Source organism: Actinomadura sp. WAC 06369 (assembly GCF_003947565.1).
Taxonomy (GTDB): Bacteria; Actinomycetota; Actinomycetes; order Streptosporangiales; family Streptosporangiaceae; genus Spirillospora; species Spirillospora rifamycini.
Window position 1 is genome coordinate 1 of the sequence record NZ_QHJN01000127.1, and the last position, 24,321, is coordinate 24,321.

Here is a 24,321-nt window from a genome sequence, read left to right on the forward strand (position 1 = left end):
GTGTCGAAGGGGGCGGGGGCGGCCGGGGGAAGGCGGGCCTCAGGGGCGCCGCGGGCCCGTGGCCTGCGGTGACGGGGCGCGGGCCGGGGGTGTTCCCGGAGGGTTCCCCTGCCTTCGGGGCAGGGGTTTCCTACTCCGGGAGGACGAGTGGCCCGGAGCGCCGTCCTGCGTTGGGTGGACGGCCGATTCCCTTCCGTGGGGGCATCTTTCGCGCGTCCCGGACTCCTAGGGTTTGCGGTAGCGGACCGCCGGACGATCCGGCGGTTTCCGTGTTCACCGCTCATCTCACCCCTACAGGAGTTCTCGTGACGAACACCGCCCCATCGACCGCCGATGCGCGATCCGCGCCGGGGACCGGCCCCGGGACGGGCGATGTCGCCGCGCGGGCGGAGCAGATCTCGAAGGTGTACGGGCGCGGGGACGCCCGCGTCGTCGCGCTCGACGCGGTGTCGGTGGGGATCCCCCGCGGGCGCTTCACGGCGATCATGGGGCCGTCCGGGTCGGGGAAGTCGACGCTGATGCACTGCATGGCGGGGCTGGACTCGGTCGACTCGGGTTCGGTCTTCGTCGGCGACACCGACCTGACCCGGCTGAAGGACAAGCAGCTGACCCGGCTGCGCCGCGACAAGATCGGGTTCGTGTTCCAGGCGTTCAACCTGGTGCCGACGCTGACGGCGCTGGAGAACATCACGCTGCCGATGGACATCGCGGGCCGCAGGCCCGACGCGGCGTGGCTGGACCGGGTGATCGACACGGTGGGGCTGCGGCCGCGGCTGAAGCACCGGCCGGCGGAGCTGTCGGGCGGGCAGCAGCAGCGGGTGGCGTGTGCGCGGGCGCTGGCGTCCCGCCCGGAGATCATCTTCGCGGACGAGCCGACGGGGAACCTGGACTCGCGGTCGGGCGCGGAGGTGCTGGCGTTCCTGCGGGCGTCGGTGCGGGAGATGGGCCAGACGATCGTGATGGTGACGCACGACCCGTCGGCGGCGGCGTACTCCGACCAGGTGCTGTTCCTGTCCGACGGGCGGATCGTGGACACGATGGCGGAGCCGACCGCGGACCGGGTGCTGGAGCGGATGAAGGGCTTCGACGCGGCCCCCGCGGGCGGGGCCGGGGCGGCCCGTGCGGGTGAGGACGGGGCGGAGGGCGCGGCCCGATGATGGCGAGGGTCACGCTCCGCAACCTCGCGGCGCACAAGATCAGGCTGGTGCTGACGGCCGTCGCGGTGATCCTCGGCGTGGCGTTCGTGGCCGGCACGCTGATCTTCACCGACAGCATGAACCGCCAGTTCGACGACATGTTCAGCCGGATCGGGCAGAACGTGGCGGTGAGCGTCCGGGCGACCGACGAGGGCGGCGGCGGGCGTCCGCTGCCGGCGGCGGTCGTGGAGTCGGTGCGGCGGGTCGACGGCGCGGAGAACGTCATCGGCAACGTCACCGGGTTCGCGGGGGTGCTGGGCCGCGACGGGAAGCTCGCCGGGCCGCCCGCCGAGCAGGGGGTGCCGAAGCTCGGCGTGAACTGGGCCGAGGACCCCGCGTTCACGATGTCGTCGGGACGCGCGCCGCGCGGGCCGGCGGAGGTGGCGCTGGACTCCGCCACCGCGGAGGACGCCGGGTTCGGGATCGGCGACACCGTCCAGGTCGTCACGTCCGGGCCGGTGCGGCCGATGACGGTCGTCGGGCTGATCGACACCGGCGACCTGATGGGCGCGTCGGTCACCGCGTTCGACACGGCGACGGCGCAGAAGCTGCTGCTGCGGCCCGGGTACTTCACCGACCTGCAGATGGAGTCGGCGGGGCCGTCGGAGAGCGAGCTGCGCGACCGGGTCGCCGCGGTGCTGCCGGACGGGTTCGAGGCGATCACCGGGGACCAGCTGCGCGAGGAGACCAAGTCCGACATCGCGGCGGCCATGGGGTTCTTCCGGACGTTCATGCTGGTGTTCGCGCTGATCTCGGTGTTCGTCGGGGCGTTCATCATCTTCAACACGTTCTCGATGCTGGTGGCGCAGCGGACGCGTGAGCTGGCGCTGCTGCGGGCGATCGGCGCGGCCCGCCCGCAGGTGACGCGGGCGGTGCTGGGCGAGGCCGTCGCGGTCGGCGTCGTGGGGTCCACGCTGGGCCTGGCGGCCGGGGCCGGGCTGGCGGTGGCGCTGCAGGGCGTCGCCGGGCTGGACGCGGCGCTGGTGTTCACGGCGTCGCCGGTGATCTGGTCGTACGCGGTCGGGATCGTCGTGACGGTCGTGTCGGCGTACTTCCCGGCGCGGCGCGCCGCGAAGATCCCGCCGGTGGCGGCGATGCGGGACGACGTCGCGCTGCCGCAGCGGTCGCTGCGGATCCGGGTGGCGCTCGGGTCGCTGCTGACGGCGGCGGGCGCGGCGCTGATCGCGGCGGGGCTCGCGGGGTCCGGCAACGGCGCGGTGGCGCTGGTCGGCGGCGGCGCGTTCGCGGTGTTCATCGGTGTCACGATGCTCGCGCCGGTGATCAGCGTGCCGGTCGTGACGGTGCTGGGCGCGCCGTTCGCGCGGCTGCTGGGTGCGCCGGGCCGGCTGGCGCGGCGCAACGCGCTGCGGAACCCGCGGCGGACGGCGGCGACGGCGGCGGCGCTGATGATCGGCCTGGCGCTGATCACGGTGGTGAACGTGCTGGGCGCCACGATGCGGACGTCGGTCGACCGGCAGATCGAGGAGCAGTTCGGCGCGGACTACATCGTGCAGGCGGCCGGCGGCGCCATGGCGGGCGCGTCCGTGGGCGACGGCGTCGCCGGGACGCTGGAGAAGGTGCCGGGCGTGGAGGACGCCGCGACGGTCTACGGGGGGCGCGCCGAGATCGGCGGCGAGGAGGTCCGGTACGTGGCGGGCGAAGCGGCCGCCGTGGAGCGGGCCGGGCGGCTGGAGACGGTCGCGGGGAAGGCCGAGTTCGGGTCGGACGGGTTCCTGGTCGGTGAGGACGACGCGAAGGAGCGCGGCTGGACGGTGGGGACGCCGGTGCCGGTCCGGTTCCCCGACGGGAAGGGCGCGACGCTGCGGGTCACCGGGATCTACGCGGAGAACGGCCTGGTCGGCGGGTACGTCCTCGACCCGCGCGTGTATCTGGCGCACACGGTGAAGCCGCAGATCGACCTGGTGCTGGTGAACGCCGCGGACACCGGGGCGTCCACCACGAAGGCGATCGAGGACGCGCTGGCCGCGTACCCGAACCTGGAGGTGTCGGACCAGGCGGCGCTGAAGGAGCAGGCGCGCGGGCAGGTCGACATGATGGTGACCGGGCTGACCACGCTGCTGATGATGTCGGTGATCATCGCGGCGGTGGGGGTGGTGAACACCCTGGCGCTGTCGGTGATCGAGCGGACGCGGGAGATCGGGCTGCTGCGGGCGATCGGGCTCGGCCGGCGGCAGCTGCGCCGGATGGTCCGGGTGGAGTCGATCGTGATCGCGGTGTTCGGTGCCGTGCTGGGCATCGGGATCGGGGTGGCGTTCGGTGCGGCGCTGCAGAACGCCCTGGCCGAGCAGGGGCTGACGGTGCTGTCGGTGCCGTTCGTGACGCTGGGCGTGTACGTGGTGGTCGCCGCGGTGATCGGGGTGCTGGCGGCGCTGTGGCCGGCGTGGCGGGCAGGGCGGATGGACGTCCTGGAGGCCATCTCCACCGAGTGACCGGTGCCCGGGGGGTCGGTCTCCGCCCCGGAGGCCGCCTCCTCGGGCCGTCCGTCCGGTTTCTCTTCTTCGGGACGGCGGCTCCGGGGGCGACGCCCCTTGAGGGCCGCCGGGCCGGTCCCCCGGCAACGCGAAGACCCGGTCCCCTGCGGGGGCCGGGTCTTCGCGTTCGGTCGCGCCGTCCGCGCGGAAGGCGGGGCGCGGGGCTCGGGCGGCGGTCAGCCGTCCGACTTGCCGACGGCGCCGTCCGCGTCGGCGTCGTGGCCCGCCGCCACCGTGGCCTTGGCGACCGCGTCGGTCGCGCTGACCGTGGTGTTCTCCGGGAAGTGGCAGGCGGCCTGGTGGCCGGGGCTGAGCTGCACCAGCGGCGGCTCGACCTGCTTGCAGATGTCCTGCGCCTTCCAGCAGCGGGTGTGGAAGCGGCAGGCGGGCGGCGGGTCCAGCGGGCTGGGCACGTCGCCCTGCAGCCGGATCCGCTTGCGGTCCCCGCGCTTGGACGGGTCGGGCACCGGCACCGCCGACAGCAGCGCGTTGGTGTAGGGGTGCATCGGCCGCTCGTACAGGTCGTCGCGGTCCGCGATCTCGACGATCTTGCCGAGGTACATGACGGCGACCCGGTCGGAGATGTGCCGCACCACCGACAGGTCGTGGGCGATCACCACGTAGGTGAGGTCGAGCTCGTCCTGCAGGTCCTCGAGCAGGTTGACGACCTGGGCCTGCACCGACACGTCCAGCGCCGACACCGGCTCGTCCGCGATGATCATCTTGGGCTTGAGGGCGAGGGTGCGGGCGATCCCGATGCGCTGCCGCTGGCCGCCGGAGAACTCGTGCGGGTAGCGGTTGTAGTGCTCGGGGTTGAGGCCGACGAGTTCCAGGATCTCCTGGACGGCCTTCTTGACGCCCTGCTCGGTGCTGATGTTCTGCAGCCGGAACGGCGCCCCGACGATCGAGCCGACCGTCTTGCGCGGGTTCAGCGACGAGTACGGGTCCTGGAAGATCATCTGGAGGTCGCGGCGGAGCGGCCGCAGCCGCCCCTGGGACATCTTCGTGATGTCCTGCCCCTCGAAGGTGATCTTGCCGAAGCTGGGGTCCAGCAGCCGCATGATCATCCGGCCGGTGGTGGACTTGCCGCAGCCCGACTCCCCCACCAGCCCGAGCGTCTCGCCCTTGCGGACCGAGAACGACACGCCGTCGACGGCCTTGACCGCCGCGACCTGCCGGCGCAGCAGCCCCGCCGTGACGGGGAAGTGCTTGCCGAGCCCGTCGACGTCCAGCAGCACCTCGCCGTCGCGCCGCTTCGGCGCGTCCTCGCGGGGCTTCTCCGCGGGCGCCGGGACGCCCGCGTCGCCGGCCTCGGGACCCTTGCCCCCCGGAACCTCGTCGCCCGGGGCCTTGCTCTTGGAAGTGCTCACAGTCTCGTTCCCCGTGCTCGTCACAGCTTCGGCCGGATCTCGTCGGTCCAGAGCTCCCGCCGCCGGTCGGCGGGCAGGTGGCACGCCGCGCGGTGCCCGGGCCGGACCTCCACCAGTTCGGGCCGGACGCCCGTGCTCTTGCCGTCGGTCTGGTCACTGTAGGGGCAGCGCGGGTTGAACGCGCACCCCTGCGGGACGTTGATCAGGCTGGGCGGCGAACCGGTGATCGGCATCAGCCGCTCCGAGCGCTCCCGGTCCAGCCGCGGCATGGAGCCGAGCAGCCCCCACGTGTAGGGGTGCATGGGGTTGTGGAACGCGTCGTCCACCGACGCGTACTCGACGCAGCGGCCGCCGTACATCACCAGGATGTCGTCCGACAGCTCGGCGACCACCCCCAGGTCGTGGGTGATCATGATGACGGCGGAGTTGAACTCCTGCTGCAGGTCCTGGATGAGGTCGAGGATCTGCGCCTGGACGGTCACGTCGAGCGCCGTCGTGGGCTCGTCGGCGATCAGCAGCTCCGGGTCGCACGACAGCGCCATCGCGATCATCGCGCGCTGCCGCATGCCGCCGGAGAACTGGTGCGGGTAGTCGTCGACCCGCTTGTCGGGCTTGGGGATCCCGACCCGGCCCAGCATGTCGATCGCGTGCTTGCGCGCGACCTGCTTGGACACGTCGTTGTGGACCCGGTACGCCTCGACGATCTGCTGCCCCACCGTGTAGAAGGGGTGCATCGACGACAGCGGGTCCTGGAAGATCATCGCCATCTTGCGGCCGCGGAGGCGGCGGACCTCGGTCTGCGAGGAGCCGACCAGCTCGGTGCCGTCCAGCCAGATCTCGCCGGACACGTCCGCGTTGCGGCGGTTGTGCAGCCCGAGGATGCCCAGGCTGGTGACGCTCTTGCCCGACCCGGACTCCCCCACGATGCCGAGGGTGCGGCCCTGCTCCAGCTTGAACGACAGGCCGTCCACGGACTTGACGACGCCGTCGTCCGTCGGGAAGTGGATCTTGAGGTCGCGGACCTCGAGGAACGCCTCGGGAGCACCGTCCGCGGCGGCGGCGGCCGCCTCGCGGGCGGACTCGCGGGTCGCCTTGTCCGCGGCGGCGGGCGTCTTCTCGGTCATCAGCCCAGCCTCACTCTCGGGTCGACGATGGCGTAGAGGAGGTCGACGATCAGGTTGATCACGACGATGGAGGTGGCGGTCACCAGCGTGACCCCGAGGACCATCGGCAGGTCGCTGCTGTTGATCGAGCTGATGGCGAGCTGCCCCAGCCCGTGGATGCCGAAGGTGTTCTCGGTCAGCACCGCGCCGCCGAGCAGCAGCCCGAGGTCCAGCCCGAACACCGTCATGATCGGCGTGAGGGTGGCGCGGAGCGCGTGCCGGGTGACGACCGTCTTCTCCGGCAGGCCCTTGGCGCGGGCCGTGCGGATGTAGTCCTCGTTCATCGTCTCCAGCATGCCCGCCCTGGTGAGCCGCGCGTACATCGCGGCGTACAGGAACGCGAGCGTCACCCACGGCAGCACCAGCGACTGGAACCACGCCACCGGATCAGTGGTGAACGGCCGGTAACTGCCGCCGCCCGGGAAGATCTCCAAGGTGTAGGAGAACAGGGCCAGCGACACCAGTCCGGTGAAGTAGATGGGCAGCGACACGCCCGCGAGCGCGATCACCATCGCGGCGCGGTCCCATTTGCTGCCGCGCCGCAGCGCCGACACCACGCCGGTGGTGATGCCGACCGCCAGCCAGACCACGGCCGCGCCGAGCGCCAGCGACAGCGTCGCCGGGGCGCGGTCGAGCAGCGTCGGCAGCACCTGCTGGCTGGAGTTGAACGAGTACCCGAGGCAGGGCGCGGAGCAGTGCTCGGTGGTCGGACCGAGATCGAGCTCCTTGCCGGCGACGACCCCCTTGAGGAAGTCGGCGTACTGGACCACGATCGGCTCGTCCAGCTTCAGGCGCTCCTTGGTGTCCTGGATCGCCTGCGGGCTCGGGGCCTTGCCGACGTACGCGGCCGCGAGCTGGTCGGTGGTCTGACCCGCCAGCTTCGGCAGACCGAAGAAGATGCCGAAGGTCACCAGCGTGACCACCAGCAGCATGATGACGGCCCCGATGAGGCGCCGGATGATGTATGCGAACACTATGCGCGGCCCGGCCCGCCGGCCGGGCGGACCTGTGGGCCCGTTCCCGGCCGGCGGACGTCGCCTTCACCTGCCTTCGGATGAATCGGCGAGCGAGCGGTAGGTCACTCCACGCCCATGTTGAGGTAGTCGTACATGCCGCCGTAGCCGCCGGTGATGCCGACGTTCGTGACGTTCGCCGGGCGGTAGAGCAGCGCCTTCGCGTAGATCAGCGGGACGATGCTGGCGTTCTCCATCACCATCTTGTCGACCTCACCGTAGATCTTGGTGCGGGCGGCCTTGTCGGTGTTGGAGATGGCGTTGTCGAGCGCCTGGTTGATCTTCGGGTCGTCCAGCTCGGACAGGTTCGTGCCGCCGGACGGCTTGATCGCCGAGCCGTGCACGATCTGCTGCAGGAACCCGTAGCCGGTCGGCCAGTCCGGGGCCCACGCCATCAGCATCATGCCGACGCCGTGCTCGTGGACGTAGTCCGGGACGCCGACGTACTTGTTGAAGTAGTCACCGGCGGGGAACTGCACGATGCTGACGTTGATGCCGACCTTCTTCAGCGCCTGCTGGATGGCCTGCGCCATCGCGACTTCCTTGTCCCGGTCGGACCGCGCCGAGATCTTGGTGCTGAAGCCGTTCGGCTTGCCGCACTCCTTCAGCTCCTGCTTGGCCTTGGCGATGGTGGCCTCGTCGAGACCGCCGCCCTCGGCCTGCTGCTGCGGGTACAGGTCGAACTTCTGGTACGACTCGAGGTTCGTCGGCTGGACCGTGGTGGCGACGTCACCGCCGGCGAGCGGGCCGCCGTAGGCGGTCTGCGCGGCGACCTTGTCGGTCGCGTACTGCACGGCGCGGCGGCAGTGCACGTTGTCGAGCGGCTTGACCTCCTGGCTCAGGGCCATGTACCGCAGGTAGCCCTGGACCGGGTTGTCGACGTACGGCTTCTGGTCGGCCGCGAGCACCTTCGGCTGCGCGGCCGCCTGGACGCCGACGCCGGCGATGTCCATCTCCAGTTCGCCGCTGAGCAGGCGCTGGTCGATGTCGTCGCCGTTCTGCTTCAGCTCGACCGTGATCTTGTCCGGCAGCGCCTTGCGGATCGGGTCGGTGTTCTTGTCCCAGTGCGGGTTGCGGGACAGCGTCATCTGCTTGCCGCGCTGGTAGCTGTCGACCTTGTACGGGCCGGAGGAGACGATCGCGGTCTCGTACTTCAGACCGGTGTCCTTGGCCTTCGGCACCGGCATGGTCTGCGACATCGCGACCAGGTAGTCGAACTCCGAGAACGGCTCGTTCAGGTTGAAGACGATCGTCTGGTCGTCCGGGGTCTCAATGGACTTCAGACCCTGCTCGGAGTCGTCCTCGTAGGGGCCCTTGTACGGCTTCTCGTTGTCGACCAGGTACTGCTGGAAGTACTTCGGCCCGAGCTGCAGCTCCTTGGAGAAGTTGCTGCGCTCCACGGCGTACTTCACGTCCTTGGACGTCACCGTCGTCCCGTCGCTGTACTTCACGCCGGTGCGGATCTTGTACGTCCAGGTCTTGCTGTCGTTGCTGGGCGTGCCCAGCCCCGTGGCGAGGTCCGGGATGACCTCCAGGCTCTCCTTGCCCGCGGCCGGCTTGAACGTCGTCAGCGCGCGGCCGTACAGGCGGGCGAAGTTCTGCGAGAAGGCGTAGTAGGTGTTGCCCGGGTCCGGGGAGTCCCAGTCGTCGGAGCTCGCGAGGCGGAGCGTGCCGCCCTTCTTGTCCGAAACGTTGGCGACCTCGTTGACGGCGGCGTTGAAGCCGGGGGCGTCCCCCGAGCCGTCGGAGTCGCCGCCGCCGCAGGCCGCGAGGGCCCCGGCGGCGAGCACCCCGGCCGCGAGGGCCGAGATCGATCTCATCAGTTTCATGTGCAGGCGCACCCCTTCACTTAGACGGGTCGGATAAACCCGAGGTCACTTGGCCCGGGGGTCGAGAGCGTCCCGCAGCCCGTCACCGAACAGGTTGAAGGCGAGGACGGTGATGAAGATGGCCATGCCCGGGATGATCATGTACATCGGGGCGGTCGCGTAGAGCGGGACGGCCAGGGTGAGCATGCCGCCCCACGACGGGGTCGGCGGGATGACGCCCACGCCGAGGAACGACAGGGCGGCCTCGAAGAGGATGTTCGTCGGGATCAGCAGCGTGGAGTACACGAGGATCGGCGCGACGAGGTTCGGCAGCACTTCCTTGAACAGGATGTAGCCGTTGCGCGCGCCCATGCTGCGTGCGGCGTCGACGAACTCGCGCTCCCGCAGCGACAGCGTCTGCCCGCGGACGATCCGGCCGATGTAGGGCCAGTTGAAGAAGCCGATCACGAAGACGAGGACCGACACCCGCAGCCCGTTGCCGCTCAGCCCGAACGAGCCGTCGGTGACGACGCCGACCAGGGCGATCGCGAACAGCAGCAGCGGGAAGGCCAGGAAGGCGTCCATCGCGCGGCTGATGATGAAGTCGACCCAGCCGCCGAAGTAGCCGGCGGTGATGCCGAGGATGGTGCCGAGGAGCACCGACAGCAGCGTCGCCAGGAACGACACCAGCAGCGAGATCCGGGCGCCGTACACGATCCGGGCGAGCATGTCCCGGCCGGTGCCGGGCTCGACGCCCAGCAGGTGCTCGCCGCTGATGCCCGAGTGCCAGACGCCGTCCTTGGGACGGCTGTAGGTCGGGTCGATCAGGTTCTGGTTGTACGCGAGCGGGTCCTGCACGAAGAACGGCCCGAAGATCGCGATGAGGATCAGCAGGATGACCACGCCGCCGCCGGTGAGCGCGACCTTGTCCCGCTTGAGGCGCATCCACGCGATCTGGCCGAGGGACCGGCCCTGGATCTTCTTGCCCTGCATGCCCTCCAGGACCGATTCGGGCTGCGCCTCGCTGTCGGAACCGGTCACCTCGATGGGTGCGGCCACGCTCTACCTCCTACCGTCCGGCCACTGGGTTCAGGCCATGTCGCCGGCGTGCGACCGGCGATCGCGGAGATCATCCGCAGCCCCCGTGCCCGTTACGCCGCGTTTGCTGAAGGGAAACGTAGTCCTTCGGGCACGACTGTCCATCCGTGAAGCGGGCTGCGCCAGTACCCGTATCTGACTTGTGATCTCGTCGTCATCTCGGGCACACGTGTCATACGCAACTCGTCGGACAAATCGCCCGAATAGTACGGCCACCGTCAGAGTGAGTTGCAACTCAGCGGCCCGAAGGCCAGGAACCTTTACCGGACCGAGTCCGTTCTGAGACTCTTTCTCCGCAGGTCAGCACGCTAGTACACACGGGCCCCAAAGGGCACGGACGCGCGCCGCGAGGCGCTCCGGGGCTCCGGCGGGAGCCCCGGAGCGCGCCGCCCCGCGGCGACCGGACGAAAACCGCGAAGCGGCCCTGACAGGTTCTGTCAGGGCCGCTTCGCGAGAACGCGCAACCGGGCGGTCCGCGCACCGGGCGGGGCCCCCTGGTCGGAGGCCCCGGCCGGACGCGCGCGGTCCCGCCGGGCGCCGGGGGCGCCGCGGGGGGACCGGCCCGGTCAGGAGATGCCGCGGTTGCGGAGGATCTGCTCGATCTCCGCCATCTCGGGGTCGACGTTCTGCGCGCCGCCGACCTCGCCCTTGGGCGCCTTGCCGGCCGCGGCGCGCCGGCCGCCGGACTCGCCGCCCTTCCCGCCCGACTTCCCGCCGGACTTGCCGGCGCCGCCCGCGTCCGCGCCGCCTTTGCGGCCGCCCGACCTGCGGGCCAGCATCGCGCCGGACGTCAGGTACAGGACGACGGCGAGGCCGAGCACCACGACCCCCGCCCACTTCTCGGGGTCGAACACCAGGTCCGCGAGGAAGGCGGTCACCCCGGTCAGCGCGGCGCCGATCGGCACCAGCGACAGCGCCGCGCCGCGCACACCGGTCGCCGCGCCGCGGCGGCGCGCCACCCCCCAGCTGATCACCAACCCGACCAGGGTCACCCCGAGACTGATCGCGAAAATGGCTGCGTCGCTCATGCCGGCCCCTCATCCGTGTGGTGCTGCCGCTCCCATGGTCACACGTCCCGGCCCGGGCGCCGCTCCTCCCGGCGGACGGTTTGCGGGCCGCGGGACCTCCTCCTTCCGCGGGACCCTCCCCTGAGAAAGGTGCCCCTCCGGTATCAGGGGCCGCGCGGGCCGCGGGCCGCCCGGCACGGGACGCCGTCGCTTCCAGCGTAGGCGAGCGGAACGCATGTCAACGTCCGGCAACGGAATGATGACGGGACGGTGGAGCCGGACGGGCCCCTCCCCGCGGGAAACGCCCCGTTCGGGCCGCCGCGGCCCGCCGCCCGCGGGGGCGGCGAGGGGAACGGGTCAGCCGACCAGGTCGCGCAGCCGCGCCAGGTCGATCTCCCGCAGCGACGCCACGACCGTCCGGCCGGGCGCGGGCGGGATCGGCAGGACGCCCGGGACGGCGACGACCGCGCAGCCCGCGGCCTCCCCCGCGGCGACGCCGTTCGGCGAGTCCTCCAGGACGACGCAGCGGGACGGGTCGGCGCCGAGCCGCGCGGCGGCGGTCAGGTAGGGCTCGGGGTCCGGCTTGGTGCGGGCGACCTCGTCGCCCGCGACGCTGAGCGCGAAATGCTCGCGGCCCACCGCGTCCAGGACCGGCTCGATCAGCCGGCGGTAGCTCGAGGACACCAGCGCCGTCGCGACCCCGGCGGTGCGCAGCTCGGTGAGCAGCTCCTTCGCGCCCGGCATCATCGGCGCGCAGGCGCTCAGCCGCTCGTGCATCCCGTCCAGCATCCGCCGCCCGACCTCCTCGGGCGAGGCGTCCGCGCCGCTCACCTCGAGCATGTACGCGACGCCGACGTCCAGGGACCCGCCGACCAGCTTCTCCTGGTGCTCGGCCGACCAGGTCGCGCCCAGCGACGCCATGACCTCCGACTCCACCTCCAGCCAGAGGCGCTCGGAGTCGATCAGCAGGCCGTCCATGTCGAACAGCACGGCGTCGGGGGTCTGGGGGGACACGCGTCTCCTCTCGGCGGGCACGGGACTCCACGGTACGCACGTGACGGCACGCACGTCCCACCATAACCGCGCCGTCCCGGTTTCCTCTTCCGTGTCCACATGCTGGACCGCTAACGTGCCCATTCGAGAACTACCAACGAGTAAGGAGCGGTATGAGCGCGTACGGCATCATCCTCTGCGGCACCGACGGCTCGGACTCCTCGTTCCGCGCCGTGGATCGCGCGGCGCAGCTGGCCGCCGCCACCGGCGCGCGGCTCCTGCTCGCCTCCGCCTACAGCCCGATGCCCGAGCGGGAGCGGGCCCGCACGGCGGACCGGCTCGGCGACCTCGCCTACAAGGTGCAGGGGTCCACGCCCGCCGACGACGCGCTGCGCGCCGCGCGGGAGCGGGCCGTCGCCGCCGGCGCCACCGACATCGAGCAGGTCGCGGTCGAGGGCGACGCCGTCGACGTGATCTCCAAGCTCGCCAAGGACCGCGCCGCGGGCCTCGTCGTGATCGGCAACCGGGGCCTCAACAGCCTCGCGGGCCGCCTCCTCGGCTCCGTCCCGGCGAACCTCTCGCACCGGTCGCCGTGCGACGTCCTGATCGTGCACACGACCGACGGGAAGTGATCCGTCGGAAGTGATCGGATCGTGACCCGCTTTCCGCCGCGGGCGTACACGGCGGGCGTCTGGCGGCGCACGGGCGGGGTACGTCACCGTCAGGACGTAGGCTGACGGCCACCGATCATCGCCGGGGGACCCCGACCCCCGGGAATGACGGCCCCCCGCGGTGACGCTGTACCTGGGCGTCGGAAGGAGCAGCGCGTGATCGAGCTCGAAAGCGTGCCGGAACTCGTGGAGCCGGTGCTCGTGGCCGCCTTCGAGGGATGGAACGACGCCGGGGAGGCCGCCAGCGGCGTGATCGGGCACCTGGAGAGCAGCTGGGACGCCGTCCCGATCGCCGAGCTCGACCCCGACGACTACTACGACTTCCAGGTCACGCGGCCGATCGTGGAGATGACCGACGGGGAGACCCGCGGCATCACCTGGCCGACGACGCGGGTCTCGTGGGCGCGGCTGCCGAACGGCCGCGACGTCGTCCTGGTGCACGGCATCGAGCCGAACATGCGGTGGCGGTCGTTCTGCCGGGAACTGGTCGGGCTGATGCTCGAGCTGGACGTCCGCAACGTGGTCCTGCTCGGCGCGCTGCTCGCCGACGCGCCCCACACCCGCCCCGTCCCGGTCACCGGCGCGGCGTCGCAGGCGTCGATTGTCAGCACCCTGAACCTGGAACCGGCCCGGTACGAGGGGCCGACCGGGATCCTCGGGGTGCTGCAGGACGCCTGCGCCCGCGCCGACCTCGACACCGTGTCGCTGTGGGCGGCGGTGCCGCACTACGTGGCGCAGCCGCCGTCCCCGAAGGCGACGCTGGCGCTGCTGCGCCGCGTCGAGGACCTCCTGGACGTCACCGTCCCCCTGGGCGAGCTGCCGGAGGAGGCGCGGGCCTGGGAGAACGGGGTGAACGAGCTCGCCGAGGAGGACTCCGAGGTCGCCGACTACGTCCGGACGCTGGAGGAGCAGAAGGACGCCACCGAGCTGCCGGAGGCCAGCGGCGACGCGATCGCCCGCGAGTTCGAGCGGTACCTGCGGCGCCGCGACCCCGGGTGACCGCGGCCCCCGCCGCGCCGTTCGCGGAGCGGCCGCCGCGCGGGGCGCGGGTTACACTGGGGCCGTCGGATCCCCCTTTCTCGGCGATGGCCCGCGCACGCCGCGAAGTGCGCCCCTCATGACCTCTCGTGTTCCGGAGGGCGGCAGCGCCCCGCACCGGTGACCCGCCGGGCCGCCCGGTCCCCGTCGGGGCCGGCGATCCGCGTCCGGCCCGCCCGCGAACTGCGGCGCCGGCGCCGGGCCCGCGCCCACTCCTGCTGGGACCATCTCATCGCCGCGCCGCTGTGGCCGCTGCACGGCGCGAACCTCGGCACCCTGCTGCGCACCTGCGACGCCGTGGGCGCCTGCCTGGCCGTGCCGCGCTTCCCCTGGGTGCCGGGCGCCCTCGAGCGCGGCAACACGCTCCGCCGCCCGGCGTGCGTGCACTGGACGGGCGACCCGCTCGGGTGGCTCGCGCGGCAGCGGGAGGCGGGCGCCCGCGTCGTCGGCGTGGAGCTGGCCGACGAGGCCGTCCGGCTCGCCGACCTGCCCGCCGCGCGCGGCCGCACCGTCGCCGTCCTCGGCCACGAGCAGCACGGCATCCTCGACGAGGCCCTCGGGCTGCTCGACGCCGCCGTGGAGATCCCCATGGTCGGCACCGGCAGCAGCCTGAACGTCGCGGTCGCCGGGTCGCTCGTCCTCTACAAGCTGGCGGGGCTGCTGTGACCCGGGCCGCGCGCCGCGCCGGGGCGCGGCGCGCGGGGGCGGGCGCGGCGCGCGGGTCACCGCACGGTCAGAGGGCGACGCCGAGGAGCGCGTCGGCGACCGCCGCGACCTGCCGGGGCGCGGCCGGGTCGTCGCCGTCCGCCGCGGCCCAGGCGTCGATCGCCGCGAGCGCGCCGGGCGCGTCCAGGTCGTCGGCCAGGCGGGCGCGGACGGCCGCGGCGACGGGCCCGGCGGCGGGCCCGGACGGGCGGGCGGCGGCCGCGCGCCACCGGGCGAGGCGGTCCGCGGCGGCGTCGAGCTGCGCGTCCGTCCACTCCCAGTCGGACCGGTAGTGGTGGGCGAGCAGCGCCAGCCGGATCGCCATCGGGTCGGCGCCCGACTGCCGCAGCTTCGACACGAACACGAGGTTCCCGCGCGACTTCGACATCTTCTCGCCGTCCAGCCCGACCATCCCGGCGTGGACGTACGCGCGGGCGTGCGGCCGCTCCCCCGTCGCGACCTGCGCGTGCGAGGCGCTCATCTCGTGGTGCGGGAACGCCAGGTCGGAGCCGCCGCCCTCGACGTCGAAGCCCATGCCGAGGTACTCCACGGAGATCGCGGAGCACTCCACGTGCCAGCCGGGGCGGCCCTCTCCGAACGGCGAGTCCCAGCCGGGCTCGTCCGGGCGGCGCCGCAGCCACAGCAGCGCGTCCAGCGGGTCGCGCTTGCCGGCGCGGTCCGGGTCGCCGCCGCGCTCGGCGAACAGCGGCGCCATCTCCTCCCGGGCGAGCCGGCTGACCCGGCCGAACGCGGGGTCGGCGGCGACGGGGAAGTACACGTCGCCGTCCACGTCGTAGGCGGCGTCGCGGCCGCGCAGCTTCTCGATCATCTCGATGACCAGGGGGATCGCCTCGACCGCGCCGATGTAGCGGTCCGGCGGCAGGATCCGCAGCGCGGTCATGTCCTCGCGGAACAGCTCGATCTCCCGGTCGGCGAGCTCCCGCCAGTCCTCCCCGGTCTCGCGGGCACGTTCCAGGAGCGGGTCGTCGACGTCGGTCGCGTTCTGCACGTAGTGCACGTCGTGGCCGAGGTCGCGCCACACGCGGTTCACCAGGTCGAACGCCAGGTAGGTGTTGGCGTGCCCGAGGTGGGTCGCGTCGTAGGGGGTGATCCCGCAGACGTACATCCGGGCGGAGCCGCCGTCCCGCACGCCGCCGGGGAGCGTGGGGTGCGCCGCGCCCGTCCCCGTGTCGTACAGGCTGAGCGGCCGCTCCGCGGCGGGCAGTCCCGCGTCGGAGAGGCTGGGGACATCGGAGGCGTGCCACGATCGCATACGGAAAGCTTATCCGTGGGCGGGTCGCGCCTTTGATGCGCGTTGGTCGGAACTTCCCGTGAGATGCGGCGAACGCCGGACGGACGCGCCGGACGGGCGGCCGGCGGGCGCGCCGTGCGGACGTGCCGTGCGGGCGCGCCGGGTCAGGCGGGACGCACGCGCGGGTCGAGCACCGAGTACGCGAGGTCCACCAGCAGGTTCGCGACGATCACGACGAACGTCACGGTCAGCGTCACGCCGATGACGACCGGGGTGTCGCCGGTGGCGATGGAGCGGGTCACGAGCTGCCCGACGCCCTGCAGCCCGAACACCTTCTCGGTGACGACCGTGGAGCCGATGAGCGCGCCGACGTCCACGCCGAACTGGGTGACGACGGGGGTCAGCGCGGACCGCAGCCCGTGCCGGACGACGACGCGGCGCTCGGTGAGGCCCTTCGCGCGGGCCGTCCGGACGTAGTCCTCCCCGAGCGCGTCCAGCAGGGCGCCGCGGGTCAGGCGGGTGTAGGCGGCCGCCATCAGCAGCGCCAGCGCCGCCCACGGCAGGATCATCCGCTGCAGGAAGTGCTCCTGCAGCGGCGGCCCCGCCTCGAAGAACCGCAGGCCGGCGTCGCCGAGCCGGGTCGAGAACACGTGCAGCAGGACGAGCGCCGCGACGAACGGCGGCGTGGACAGCCCCACCAGCGTGAACACCGCCGTCGCGCGGTCCCACGGGCCGCGGGGACGCGCGGCGCCCAGCGTCCCGGCGAGGACGCCCCCGGCGAACCACAGCACCGCCGCGCCGAACACCAGCAGCAGCGTCGTGGGGAGGCGGTCGGCGATGAGCGCGGCGACGGGGGCGCCGCTGACGTGGGAGTCGCCGAGGTCGCCGCGCAGCAGGCGGCCGAGGAACGCCGTGTACTGGACGGGGACGGGGCGGTCCAGGCCGAGGCTCTCCCGGACCCGTTCGAGGGCGTCGGGGGTGGCGCGGGGCCCGGCGACGACGCGTTCGACCGACACCGGCGACAGGTGCAGGAACGCGAACACCAGCGTGGACACCAGCCACATCACCAGCGCGGCGAACATCAGGCGGCGCAGCACGAAGCACGGCACGGGCGGTCACCCGTCCCCGGGGGCGGCGTCGGCGCGCGGGTCGAGCGCGTCCCTGACGCCCTCGCCGAGCAGGTTGAACGCGAGCGTGGTCAGCAGCAGCAGGGCGCCCGGGACGGCGAGGAGCCACCAGGCCGTCTGGAACACGTCGGAGCCCTCGCCGAGCATCGAGCCCCAGCTCGGCATCGGCGGCCGGACCCCGACGCCCAGGAACGACAGCGTCGCCTCCGCGACGATCGCGCCGGGGACCAGCAGCGACGTCAGCACGGTGAGCTGCGCGGTCAGGTTCGGCAGCACCTCCGACACCATGATCCGCGCGTTGGAGGCGCCGAGCGCGCGGGCCGCCTCGATGAACGCGCGCCGCCGCAGCGCCAGCACCTGCCCGCGCACGACGCGGCCGAACGAGGCCACCGAGAAGAACGCGACGACCAGGATCGTCATCGCCAGGCCGCCCGCGACCGACGGCACCGGGAACGTGGTGGCGAGGGTGATCGCGACGAGCAGGTACGGCAGCGCGAGCATGACGTCCATCAGCCGGGCGAGGACGGTGTCGACGACGCCGCCGCAGAACCCCGCGACGACCCCGATGAGCGTTCCGGCGGCCGCGGCGAGCGCCGCCGCGCCCAGCCCGACGACCAGCGAGATCCGCGCCCCGTAGGCGGTGCGGACCAGGACGTCGCGGCCGAGCTGGTCGGCGCCCAGCCAGAACTCGCGGCCGGGCCCGCGCGGCTGCCCCGCCGCGTCGAGGCCGGTGTCGGGGAACGCCGCGGCGTAGGGGTGCCCGGTCAGGTGCGCCCACAGCGGCGCCAGGGCGGCGAACAGGGCGATCACCAGCAGGACCGCGGCCGCGGCCAGGGCGGACCGGTCGCGGCGGAACCGGGCGAGGGCGAGCCCGGCGGGGGTGCGTCCCGCGCCGGCGCCGGGCCGCTCCCCGAGGACGTCCGCGGCGTCGCCGTCCCCGACGGGACGGACCGAAAGCGGGAGCACCGGCGGGGGCGCCGCCCGCGCGGCGCGGCGGGCGCGCCGGCGGGCGCCGCGCCCGGAGCCCCGAGCGCGCGCCGCGACCTCCTGCTTGAACACGGGTCCCGCCCCCACAGCACCGCCGACAAAGATCGCAATAGGTAGTCAAACTAGCACCGGGCGTCACGGAGGGGCGGTCCGTTGCGGCAAAACGGTCTCCCGGCGCGCCGGGCGGCGCGCCGGGGGCGGTGAGCGGGAACCGGGGGCGGAAGCCGGGTCAGAGGACGCGGGTCCAGGCGGCGGGGTCGCCCGGGACGGCGGAGAAGTCGTAGCGGGCGGCGTCCTCGGCGAGCGCGACGAGGCTGACGGAGGTGGTGCCCCACACCCGCCCTTCGCCGAGGTCGAGCAGCGGCAGCAGGGCCCGGTGGTCGGCGCGGGCGAGGCCGTCGCCGTCGACGAGCGGCAGCCAGGCGCCCCACGCCTCGGCGGAGGGCTCGCCGCCGAAGCCGGGCTCCGGGCGCGGCGCGGTGAGCATCCGGGGCCGGAAGTGGGCGAGGCGGGCGGCCATGTAGGCGTCCTCCCGCACGTCGCCGTCGGTCCTGCCGGGGCCGCCCCCGCCCTCCAGGCCGCTGTTGACGATGAGGTGGACGCCGGGGCCGAGGTCGTGCGCGGCGAGGGCGCCGCCGTCCCAGCTCCACAGCCGTACCCGGCCGGGCTCGGCCGCGACCAGGTGGAACGGGTCGAAGACGTCCAGGGGCAGCGCGCCCGGGTCGCCGCCGGACGCCGCGAGCAGCGGCAGCTCGCCGCGGCTGGCGCGGCGGTCCTCGGGCGCGGGCCGTCCGCGGCCGTTCAGCACCACCCCGGCGCGGGGCGCGGCGGGGTCGACCGCCAGCCAGGTGCCGCCGGCGCGCAGGTCACGGCCGCCGACCACGCCGGGGCGGTCCGGCCAGTGGGGGGCCGGGGGCTCCCACGCGCGGTTCACGAACTCGTCGCGGACTCCCGCGAGCAGGACCGGGACCGGGGACGACGGGTCGACGCTGATGATCGCCGTGCACATGCCCCAATTTGAGCATCTTGCCCGGAACGGGGCGACGGCGGGGGCGGATCAGAGCGGCGGCCAGGGGACGGCGGGCCAGTCCTCCGGGGGGTAGGGGTGGATGCGGTGCTTGAGCATCAGCTCCACGCGGCGGCGGGTCGCGTCGACCTCCTCGGCGGTGAGCAGCTCCGCCAGCCGCGCCGCCAGCGGGCCGCCGCGCAGGCCCGCGTCGACGCGGGCGAGCGCCTCGAGCGCCTCGGCGGTCAGCGGGTTGCCCCGCCACTGCCACAGCACGGTCCGCAGCTTGTACTCGACCGAGAAGGTGACGCCGTGGTCGCAGCCGTAGACGTGGCCGCCGCCGGGCGGCAGCAGGTGCCCGATCTTGCGGTCGGCGTTGTTGATGACGGCGTCGAACACCGCCATCCGGCGCACCGCCTCGTCGTCCGACCGCGACAGCGCGACGAGATCGATGTCGGGGTCGGGCTCGACCCACAGCTGCACCATGCCCGGGCCGTAGGGGCCGTCGCGGTGCACCGTCGGGGGGACGGTGCTCCAGCCCATGACGCGGGACACCTCGTAGGCGGCGACCTCCCGCTCGGCGAGCGTGCCGTCGGGGAAGTCCCACAGCGGGCGCTCCCCCGCGACCGGCTTGTAGACGCAGGCGGCGGACCGGCCCTCGTGCTCGATCGAGCAGTACAGGGTGGCGTTGGACGCCTGGACGAGCCGGCCCTCGACCGTCAGCCGCCCGGCGAGCAGGAGCCCTTCGGCGGCGGCGACGTCGCCCGGCGGCACCGGGCGGCCGGGCGCGCCGTCGCCGGCGGGCGCCCGATCCCGGGAGGACTGGGTCATGCGCTCATTCTCCCGGCATCCGCCTTCATGATCCAGTACGCCGGTGTCCCCGCACGGCGCGTCGCGGGACGGCGCCCGGCGGCGGGGGTCGTTGGGCGGTGCGCCATGTCAGCCGAGGTATCCGTTCTGCCGGGGGCAGACGTGCCCCTCGGCGTCCAGCGGCAGCCCGCACAGCGGGCACGGGGGGCGGCCCGCCGCGACGACCTTCAGGGCCCGCTCGGTGAACGCGCGGGCCTGGGCGGGGCTGATCTGCACCCGCAGCACCGCGATAGCGGGGTCGTCCTCGCCGACCTCCGCGTCCTCGCCCTCGGTGACCTCCTGCGCCTCGATCACGACGCGCTGCCCGTCGGGGTCCCAGGCGAGCGCCATCGTGCCGACCCGGAACTCCTCCTCCACCGGCTGGTCGAGGGGGCCGTCGTCGCGCAGCTCCGCGGGGGCCGCCGCGGGCACGGGCGCGTCGCCGCCGCTGCGGCGCAGCACCTCGTCCAGCAGCTCCTCCAGCCGCTCGGCCAGCAGCGTCACCTGGAACTTCTCCAGGCCGACGCTGGTGACGCGGCGGCCGGAGCGCGCCTGCAGGTAGAACGCGCGGTCGCCGGGCCGCCCGACGGCGCCGGCCACGAACCGCTCCGGCAGATCGTAGGAGATGACGGGCATGACACCGACCCTACGCGCCGCCGCCGACGACCGCGTCACTCGACCCGAGTCCGGCTTTCCCGGAACCGTCGCCCGCGCGCTCCCGGTCGCCCTCCTTCGGCGGTTCGGGCACGAGGCCGGAGACGTCCCCGCCGGTGTCGTTGAGCCGGACGACGAACGGGCGCAGCTCGGTGTAGCGGACGACGGTGAGGGACGCGGGGTCGGCGTGGATCCGCTGGAACTGGTCGAGGTGCAGGCCGAGCGCGTCGGCGACGATCGCCTTGATGACGTCGCCGTGGCTGCACACCGCGTAGAGGGCGTCCGGGCCGTGCTCGGCGGCGATCCGCGCGTTCCAGTCGCGGACGGCGGCGACGGCGCGGTGCTGCGCGGCGGCGAGGGACTCGCCGTCCGCGCCGGGGAACACCGCGGCGCTCGGGTGGCTCTGCACGATCCGCCAGAGCGGCTCCTTCGCGAGGTCCTCGATGCGGCGGCCGGTCCAGTCGCCGTAGTGCACCTCGCCGAACCGGTCGTCGGTGCGGACGGCGCCGGCGGCGCCGGGGCGGCCGGCGGCGACGGCCTCGGCGGTCTGCACGCAGCGGTCGAGGGGGCTGGACACGATCGCGGCCAGGGGGAGCTCCGCGATGCGGTCGGCGAGGGCCGCCGCCTGCGCGCGGCCGCGCTCGTCCAGGCCGAGCCCGGGGGTCCACCCGGCGAGCACCGGCCCGGTCATCGCGGTCAGGCCATGCCGTACCAGGAGAAGGGTCGTCACAGTCGGCAACTCTACGCAATGCGGGGCGCCGCCATGATCGGGCGGGGGCGGTCGGGCGGGACGCCCCGCCGAGGGGAGGCGCGGCGCCGGCGGATGCGCGACAATGCGTCCCGTGATCGTCGACAAGGCCATTTACGCGGGCGGGACCCGGCACGAGATCGACGGCGACATCGGCGACGCGATCCGGACCGCGCGCCGGGACGGCGACTGCTTCGTCTGGATCGGGCTGTTCGAGCCCGGCGCGGCGGAGTTCGACCTGGTCAAGGACGAGCTGGAGCTGCATCCGCTGGCCGCCGAGGACGCCGTCGCGGCGCACCAGCGGCCCAAGATGGAGCGGTACGGCGACACGCTGTTCGTCGTGCTGAAGACGCTGACCTACATCGACGCGACGTCCGACATCGAGGTCGGCGAGATCATGGTGTTCCTCGGCGCCGACTTCGTCGTGACGGTGCGGCACGGCGCCGGGAACCCGCTCGGGCCGGTGCGGGACCGGCTGGAGCGCGACCCCGGGATGCTGCGGCACGGCGCGACGTCCGTGCTGTACGCGGTGTGCGACGAGGTCGTCGACCGGTACGGCGTCATCGCGCACGAGGTCGAGGTGGACATCATCGGCCTCGAGCGGTCGGTGTTCGATCCCGACGCGCCCGACGTCACCGCCGACATCTACTCGCTGAAGCGGGAGGTGCTGGAGTTCCGCGGCGCGGAGGACCCGCTCGTCCCGGTCCTGCAGGAGATCGTCAAGGGCCGCGTGCCGGAGTGCGCGGGGACGCGGGAGTACTTCCGGGACGTCCTGGACCACCTGCTGCGCGTGGACGCGCAGGTCGACGCGCACAACGAGCTGCTGAACAGCGTCCTGACCGCGCATCTGGCGCTGGTGGGCAGCAGGCAGAACGCCGACATGCGGAAGATCTCCGCGTGGGCGGCGATCATCGCGGTGCCGACGGCGATCGCCGGGATCTACGGCATGAACTTCGACCACATGCCCGAGCTGCACTGGACGTGGGGGTACCCGGCGGTCCTGGCGGTCATGGCGACGGTGTGCGCGGTCCTGTTCCGGCGGCTCCGCAAGAGCGGCTGGCTCTGATCACCGGTCGTCCGGGCCGGGCTCGGCGGCGAGCAGGACGGCCCACAGGTGCGACTCGGCGCCGTCCCGCTCCAGCCGCCGCCGGAGCCGCTCCACGCCGCCGCGGGTGGGCACCGCCAGCCCCAGCAGCAGCGGGTACCCGGCCGCGAACCCCGCGAGGAAGATCAGCTCGCCGTGGCCGACCATCGCCAGCGGCAGCCCCGCCAGGACGACGCCCAGCGCCAGCGCGAGGCGCAGCAGGACCGCCTGCCGGAACAGCAGCAGCGCCCGCCCCGCCGCGTCGCCGCGGGTCCCGCCGGGCGGCATCGGGCGCGGCGTGCGGGGCGCGGCGAGCGCCGCGGGCAGCGCGAGGGCCGCGAGCACCAGGTAGGGCCACGGCCCGCCGTCGCCGGCGAGTCCCGCGTCGCCCTGGACGATCAGCGGCATGATCGCGAGGATGAGGACGGGCGCGGCCAGCAGCACCAGCATCCCCGCGCGCAGCCGCCCCAGCACCGTGCCGCCGCGCAGCGACGCGACGTAGCCCGGGTCGTCGTCCGGGCCGGCCCCGTACACCGGCGCGAGGCCCGCCGCGACGTCGGCCGCGCCGTCGCCCCCGGGGTCCTTCGGCGAGTACATCGAGAACGGGGGTGGTGCCATGGCGCCGCACTCTAACCCGGCGATGTCCCGCGGCAATAGCCTCGGCGCCGGGTTCGCCGCCGGTTCGTGCGCGGGTGATCAAACGCGCCGCCGGAACGCTCACCCGGCGACGAAAAACGCCGCCCGGGACCGGCCGGGGCGGCCCGCGGCGCGCGGGCCCGCCGGGGCGGCGCCGGGACCGGGCGCGGGAATGCGCGTCGGCGATGACCGATACATTGGCCGCCTATGAAGGAGCGTCACCTGGGGCGGAGCGGGCTGCTGGTGTCCCGGCTGGGCCTCGGCACCATGACCTGGGGCGAGGACACCGAACCCGACGAGGCCGCGGCGCAGCTCGTCGCGTTCGTCGAAGCCGGCGGCACCCTGGTCGACACCGCCGACGTCTACTGCGACGGCCGCAGCGAGCAGATCCTCGGGCACCTGATGCGGGAGCTGGTCGACCGCGACCGCCTCGTCGTCGCCACCAAGGCGGCGATCCGCCCGGACGGCCGCTACGACGGGTCGCGGCGGCACCTGCTGCGCGCCCTGGACGCCTCCCTGGACCGCATGGACCTCGAGCACGTCGACCTGTGGCAGCTCCACGTGTACGACCCGGCGACGCCGCTGGAGGAGACGCTGTCGGCGCTGGACGAGGCGGTCGTGTCGGGCCGCACCCGGTACGCGGGCGTGTCGAACTTCGCGGGCTGGCAGATCGCGAAGGCCGCCGCGTGGCAGAAGGCGTGGCCGGGCCGCGCCCCGATCGTGTCGGCGCAGCTGGAGTACTCGCTGCTGCGCCGCGACATCGAGCGGGAGGTCGTCCCGGCGGCGCTGGACGCGGGCGCGGGCCTGCTGCCGTGGTCGCCGCTCGGCCGCGGCGTCCTCACCGGCAAGTACCGCACCGGGATCCCCGCCGGGTCCCGCGCCGCGGGCGACCAGTACGGCGACTTCGTCCGCCCCTACCTCGACGAGGAATGCGGCCGGATCGTGGAGTCGGTGGTGACCGCCGCCGAGGGCCTCGGCGTCTCCCCGCTGAGCGTGGCGCTGGCGTGGGTCCGCGACCGGCCCGGGGTCGCCGCGCCGATCGTCGGCGCCCGGACGGCCGCGCAGCTGTCGGCCGCGCTGGAGAGCGAGGACCTGACGCTGCCGGGCGAGATCCGCGCCGCGCTGGACGACGTCTCCGACATGTCCCCTCCCCCTCCGTGACCGCACGGGCCGTCCGTGGCACCCTCAGGACGGTCCACCGCCCACCGTGAACAGCCGTGACGGGAAGCACGTGACCGACACCCCTGAACCCGCAGACCACCCCGCCGCCGACGACGGCTCCGGCGGCGGCTTCGGCGGCGGCGAGTCCGCCGCCGAGCGCGCGGCGCGCGCCGCCGCCGTCATGCGCGCCGCCGAGGAGAGCGCGCGGCGCAACCACCCGGCGCCCTCCGGCGGGCCGGGGAGGCCCGTCGGAGGGCGCCGGG

Annotated in this window: 23 protein-coding genes; 8 read left to right on the forward strand and 15 right to left on the reverse strand. The window is 73.7% G+C overall.

The annotated features are described in order from the left end of the window. Window positions 1-305 precede the first annotated feature (305 nt). Both DMH08_RS28300 and DMH08_RS28305 read left to right on the forward strand, forming a co-directional pair. Window positions 306-1,157 (forward strand): ABC transporter ATP-binding protein, encoded by an 852-nt coding sequence (locus DMH08_RS28300; protein ID WP_125618847.1) that lies wholly within the window; start codon window positions 306-308, stop codon window positions 1,155-1,157. Continuing rightward, on the forward strand, window positions 1,154-3,646 hold the full coding sequence (locus DMH08_RS28305) for an ABC transporter permease (protein WP_233617859.1): 2,493 nt from the start codon (window positions 1,154-1,156) through the stop codon (window positions 3,644-3,646). The genes DMH08_RS28300 and DMH08_RS28305 overlap by 4 nt, the downstream gene beginning before the upstream one ends. A 218-nt stretch (window positions 3,647-3,864) precedes the next feature. On the opposite strand, the gene DMH08_RS28310 is transcribed toward DMH08_RS28305, so the two are convergent. From DMH08_RS28310 to DMH08_RS28340, 7 genes are all read right to left on the reverse strand, one after another. Continuing rightward, on the reverse strand, window positions 3,865-4,926 hold the full coding sequence (locus tag DMH08_RS28310; RefSeq protein WP_233617862.1) for an ABC transporter ATP-binding protein: 1,062 nt from the start codon (window positions 4,924-4,926) through the stop codon (window positions 3,865-3,867). Window positions 4,927-5,078: 152 nt separating this feature from the next. After that, on the reverse strand, window positions 5,079-6,182 hold the full coding sequence (locus DMH08_RS28315) for an ABC transporter ATP-binding protein (protein ID WP_125618849.1): 1,104 nt from the start codon (window positions 6,180-6,182) through the stop codon (window positions 5,079-5,081). After that, on the reverse strand, window positions 6,182-7,195 hold the full coding sequence (locus DMH08_RS28320) for an ABC transporter permease (RefSeq protein WP_026405958.1): 1,014 nt from the start codon (window positions 7,193-7,195) through the stop codon (window positions 6,182-6,184). The genes DMH08_RS28315 and DMH08_RS28320 overlap by 1 nt, the downstream gene beginning before the upstream one ends. Before the next feature lie 104 nt (window positions 7,196-7,299). After that, window positions 7,300-9,063, reverse strand: coding sequence for an ABC transporter substrate-binding protein (locus DMH08_RS28325; RefSeq protein WP_034521917.1), 1,764 nt, complete (start codon window positions 9,061-9,063; stop codon window positions 7,300-7,302). Window positions 9,064-9,108: 45 nt separating this feature from the next. Continuing rightward, complete coding sequence (locus DMH08_RS28330) at window positions 9,109-10,101, reverse strand: ABC transporter permease (protein ID WP_125618851.1); 993 nt, start codon at window positions 10,099-10,101, stop codon at window positions 9,109-9,111. Between the two features lie 605 nt (window positions 10,102-10,706). Further along, window positions 10,707-11,168 carry a hypothetical protein gene (locus DMH08_RS28335; RefSeq protein WP_125618853.1) on the reverse strand — a complete coding sequence of 154 codons (462 nt, stop codon included), beginning with the start codon at window positions 11,166-11,168 and terminating at the stop codon, window positions 10,707-10,709. Between the two features lie 336 nt (window positions 11,169-11,504). Beyond that, window positions 11,505-12,161, reverse strand: a complete 657-nt coding sequence (locus DMH08_RS28340; RefSeq protein ID WP_026405962.1) for an HAD family hydrolase — start codon at window positions 12,159-12,161, stop codon at window positions 11,505-11,507. Between the two features lie 152 nt (window positions 12,162-12,313). Here DMH08_RS28340 and DMH08_RS28345 point away from each other — a divergent pair, with 152 nt between their 5' ends. The 3 genes from DMH08_RS28345 to DMH08_RS28355 all read left to right on the forward strand — a co-directional run bounded on the left by DMH08_RS28345 (window position 12,314) and on the right by DMH08_RS28355 (window position 14,515). After that, a complete protein-coding gene (locus DMH08_RS28345; RefSeq protein ID WP_125618857.1) occupies window positions 12,314-12,772 on the forward strand; it encodes a universal stress protein in 459 nt (152 codons plus the stop codon). Window positions 12,773-12,967: 195 nt separating this feature from the next. Next, window positions 12,968-13,810 carry a PAC2 family protein gene (locus tag DMH08_RS28350; RefSeq protein WP_026405964.1) on the forward strand — a complete coding sequence of 281 codons (843 nt, stop codon included), beginning with the start codon at window positions 12,968-12,970 and terminating at the stop codon, window positions 13,808-13,810. Window positions 13,811-13,969: 159 nt separating this feature from the next. After that, window positions 13,970-14,515, forward strand: a complete 546-nt coding sequence (locus tag DMH08_RS28355) for a TrmH family RNA methyltransferase (RefSeq protein WP_125618859.1) — start codon at window positions 13,970-13,972, stop codon at window positions 14,513-14,515. Between the two features lie 67 nt (window positions 14,516-14,582). Here the strand turns inward: DMH08_RS28355 and mshC are convergent, their stop codons facing one another. The 7 genes from mshC to DMH08_RS28390 form a co-directional block, all read right to left on the reverse strand. Further along, entirely contained in the window at window positions 14,583-15,827 is a 1,245-nt protein-coding gene (gene mshC, locus DMH08_RS28360; protein ID WP_125618861.1) for a cysteine--1-D-myo-inosityl 2-amino-2-deoxy-alpha-D-glucopyranoside ligase, read from the reverse strand. A 143-nt stretch (window positions 15,828-15,970) separates the two neighbouring features. Then, a complete protein-coding gene (locus DMH08_RS28365; protein WP_026405967.1) occupies window positions 15,971-16,915 on the reverse strand; it encodes an ABC transporter permease in 945 nt (314 codons plus the stop codon). Window positions 16,916-16,921: 6 nt separating this feature from the next. Next, window positions 16,922-17,992: an ABC transporter permease gene (locus tag DMH08_RS28370; RefSeq protein ID WP_233617860.1), complete on the reverse strand. Its 1,071-nt coding sequence runs from the start codon at window positions 17,990-17,992 to the stop codon at window positions 16,922-16,924. Between the two features lie 157 nt (window positions 17,993-18,149). After that, window positions 18,150-18,929: an NRDE family protein gene (locus DMH08_RS28375; protein WP_026405968.1), complete on the reverse strand. Its 780-nt coding sequence runs from the start codon at window positions 18,927-18,929 to the stop codon at window positions 18,150-18,152. A gap of 48 nt (window positions 18,930-18,977) precedes the next feature. Beyond that, on the reverse strand, window positions 18,978-19,757 hold the full coding sequence (locus DMH08_RS28380) for an SCO1664 family protein (protein WP_026405969.1): 780 nt from the start codon (window positions 19,755-19,757) through the stop codon (window positions 18,978-18,980). A 108-nt stretch (window positions 19,758-19,865) separates the two neighbouring features. After that, a complete protein-coding gene (locus tag DMH08_RS28385; protein ID WP_026405970.1) occupies window positions 19,866-20,411 on the reverse strand; it encodes a DUF3090 domain-containing protein in 546 nt (181 codons plus the stop codon). Between the two features lie 10 nt (window positions 20,412-20,421). Then, window positions 20,422-21,159 carry an MSMEG_4193 family putative phosphomutase gene (locus tag DMH08_RS28390; RefSeq protein ID WP_125618863.1) on the reverse strand — a complete coding sequence of 246 codons (738 nt, stop codon included), beginning with the start codon at window positions 21,157-21,159 and terminating at the stop codon, window positions 20,422-20,424. 112 nt (window positions 21,160-21,271) lie between these two features. Here DMH08_RS28390 and DMH08_RS28395 point away from each other — a divergent pair, with 112 nt between their 5' ends. Beyond that, a complete protein-coding gene (locus DMH08_RS28395) occupies window positions 21,272-22,243 on the forward strand; it encodes a magnesium and cobalt transport protein CorA (RefSeq protein ID WP_026405972.1) in 972 nt (323 codons plus the stop codon). On the opposite strand, the gene DMH08_RS28400 is transcribed toward DMH08_RS28395, so the two are convergent. Then, window positions 22,244-22,879, reverse strand: coding sequence for a hypothetical protein (locus DMH08_RS28400; protein WP_034521776.1), 636 nt, complete (start codon window positions 22,877-22,879; stop codon window positions 22,244-22,246). Between the two features lie 225 nt (window positions 22,880-23,104). Between DMH08_RS28400 and DMH08_RS28405 the strand changes: the two genes are divergently transcribed. Both DMH08_RS28405 and DMH08_RS28410 read left to right on the forward strand, forming a co-directional pair. Then, complete coding sequence (locus DMH08_RS28405) at window positions 23,105-24,058, forward strand: aldo/keto reductase (RefSeq protein WP_125618865.1); 954 nt, start codon at window positions 23,105-23,107, stop codon at window positions 24,056-24,058. Window positions 24,059-24,128: 70 nt separating this feature from the next. Then, window positions 24,129-24,321: hypothetical protein (locus DMH08_RS28410; protein WP_199748052.1), on the forward strand; the 193-nt coding region annotated here is incomplete at its 3' end.

What these genes read in the sequence shown, in the direction of transcription:
- DMH08_RS28325 (WP_034521917.1), bottom strand. Translation starts at nt 9,063, where the DNA reads ATGAAACTGATGAGATCGATCTCGGCCCTCGCGGCCGGGGTGCTCGCC.
- DMH08_RS28305 (WP_233617859.1), top strand. Translation starts at nt 1,154, where the DNA reads ATGATGGCGAGGGTCACGCTCCGCAACCTCGCGGCGCACAAGATCAGG.
- DMH08_RS28405 (WP_125618865.1), top strand. Translation starts at nt 23,105, where the DNA reads ATGAAGGAGCGTCACCTGGGGCGGAGCGGGCTGCTGGTGTCCCGGCTG.
- mshC (WP_125618861.1), bottom strand. Translation starts at nt 15,827, where the DNA reads ATGCGATCGTGGCACGCCTCCGATGTCCCCAGCCTCTCCGACGCGGGA.
- DMH08_RS28385 (WP_026405970.1), bottom strand. Translation starts at nt 20,411, where the DNA reads ATGCCCGTCATCTCCTACGATCTGCCGGAGCGGTTCGTGGCCGGCGCC.
- DMH08_RS28335 (WP_125618853.1), bottom strand. Translation starts at nt 11,168, where the DNA reads ATGAGCGACGCAGCCATTTTCGCGATCAGTCTCGGGGTGACCCTGGTC.
- DMH08_RS28380 (WP_026405969.1), bottom strand. Translation starts at nt 19,757, where the DNA reads ATGACCCAGTCCTCCCGGGATCGGGCGCCCGCCGGCGACGGCGCGCCC.
- DMH08_RS28400 (WP_034521776.1), bottom strand. Translation starts at nt 22,879, where the DNA reads ATGGCACCACCCCCGTTCTCGATGTACTCGCCGAAGGACCCCGGGGGC.
- DMH08_RS28375 (WP_026405968.1), bottom strand. Translation starts at nt 18,929, where the DNA reads ATGTGCACGGCGATCATCAGCGTCGACCCGTCGTCCCCGGTCCCGGTC.
- DMH08_RS28345 (WP_125618857.1), top strand. Translation starts at nt 12,314, where the DNA reads ATGAGCGCGTACGGCATCATCCTCTGCGGCACCGACGGCTCGGACTCC.
- DMH08_RS28315 (WP_125618849.1), bottom strand. Translation starts at nt 6,182, where the DNA reads ATGACCGAGAAGACGCCCGCCGCCGCGGACAAGGCGACCCGCGAGTCC.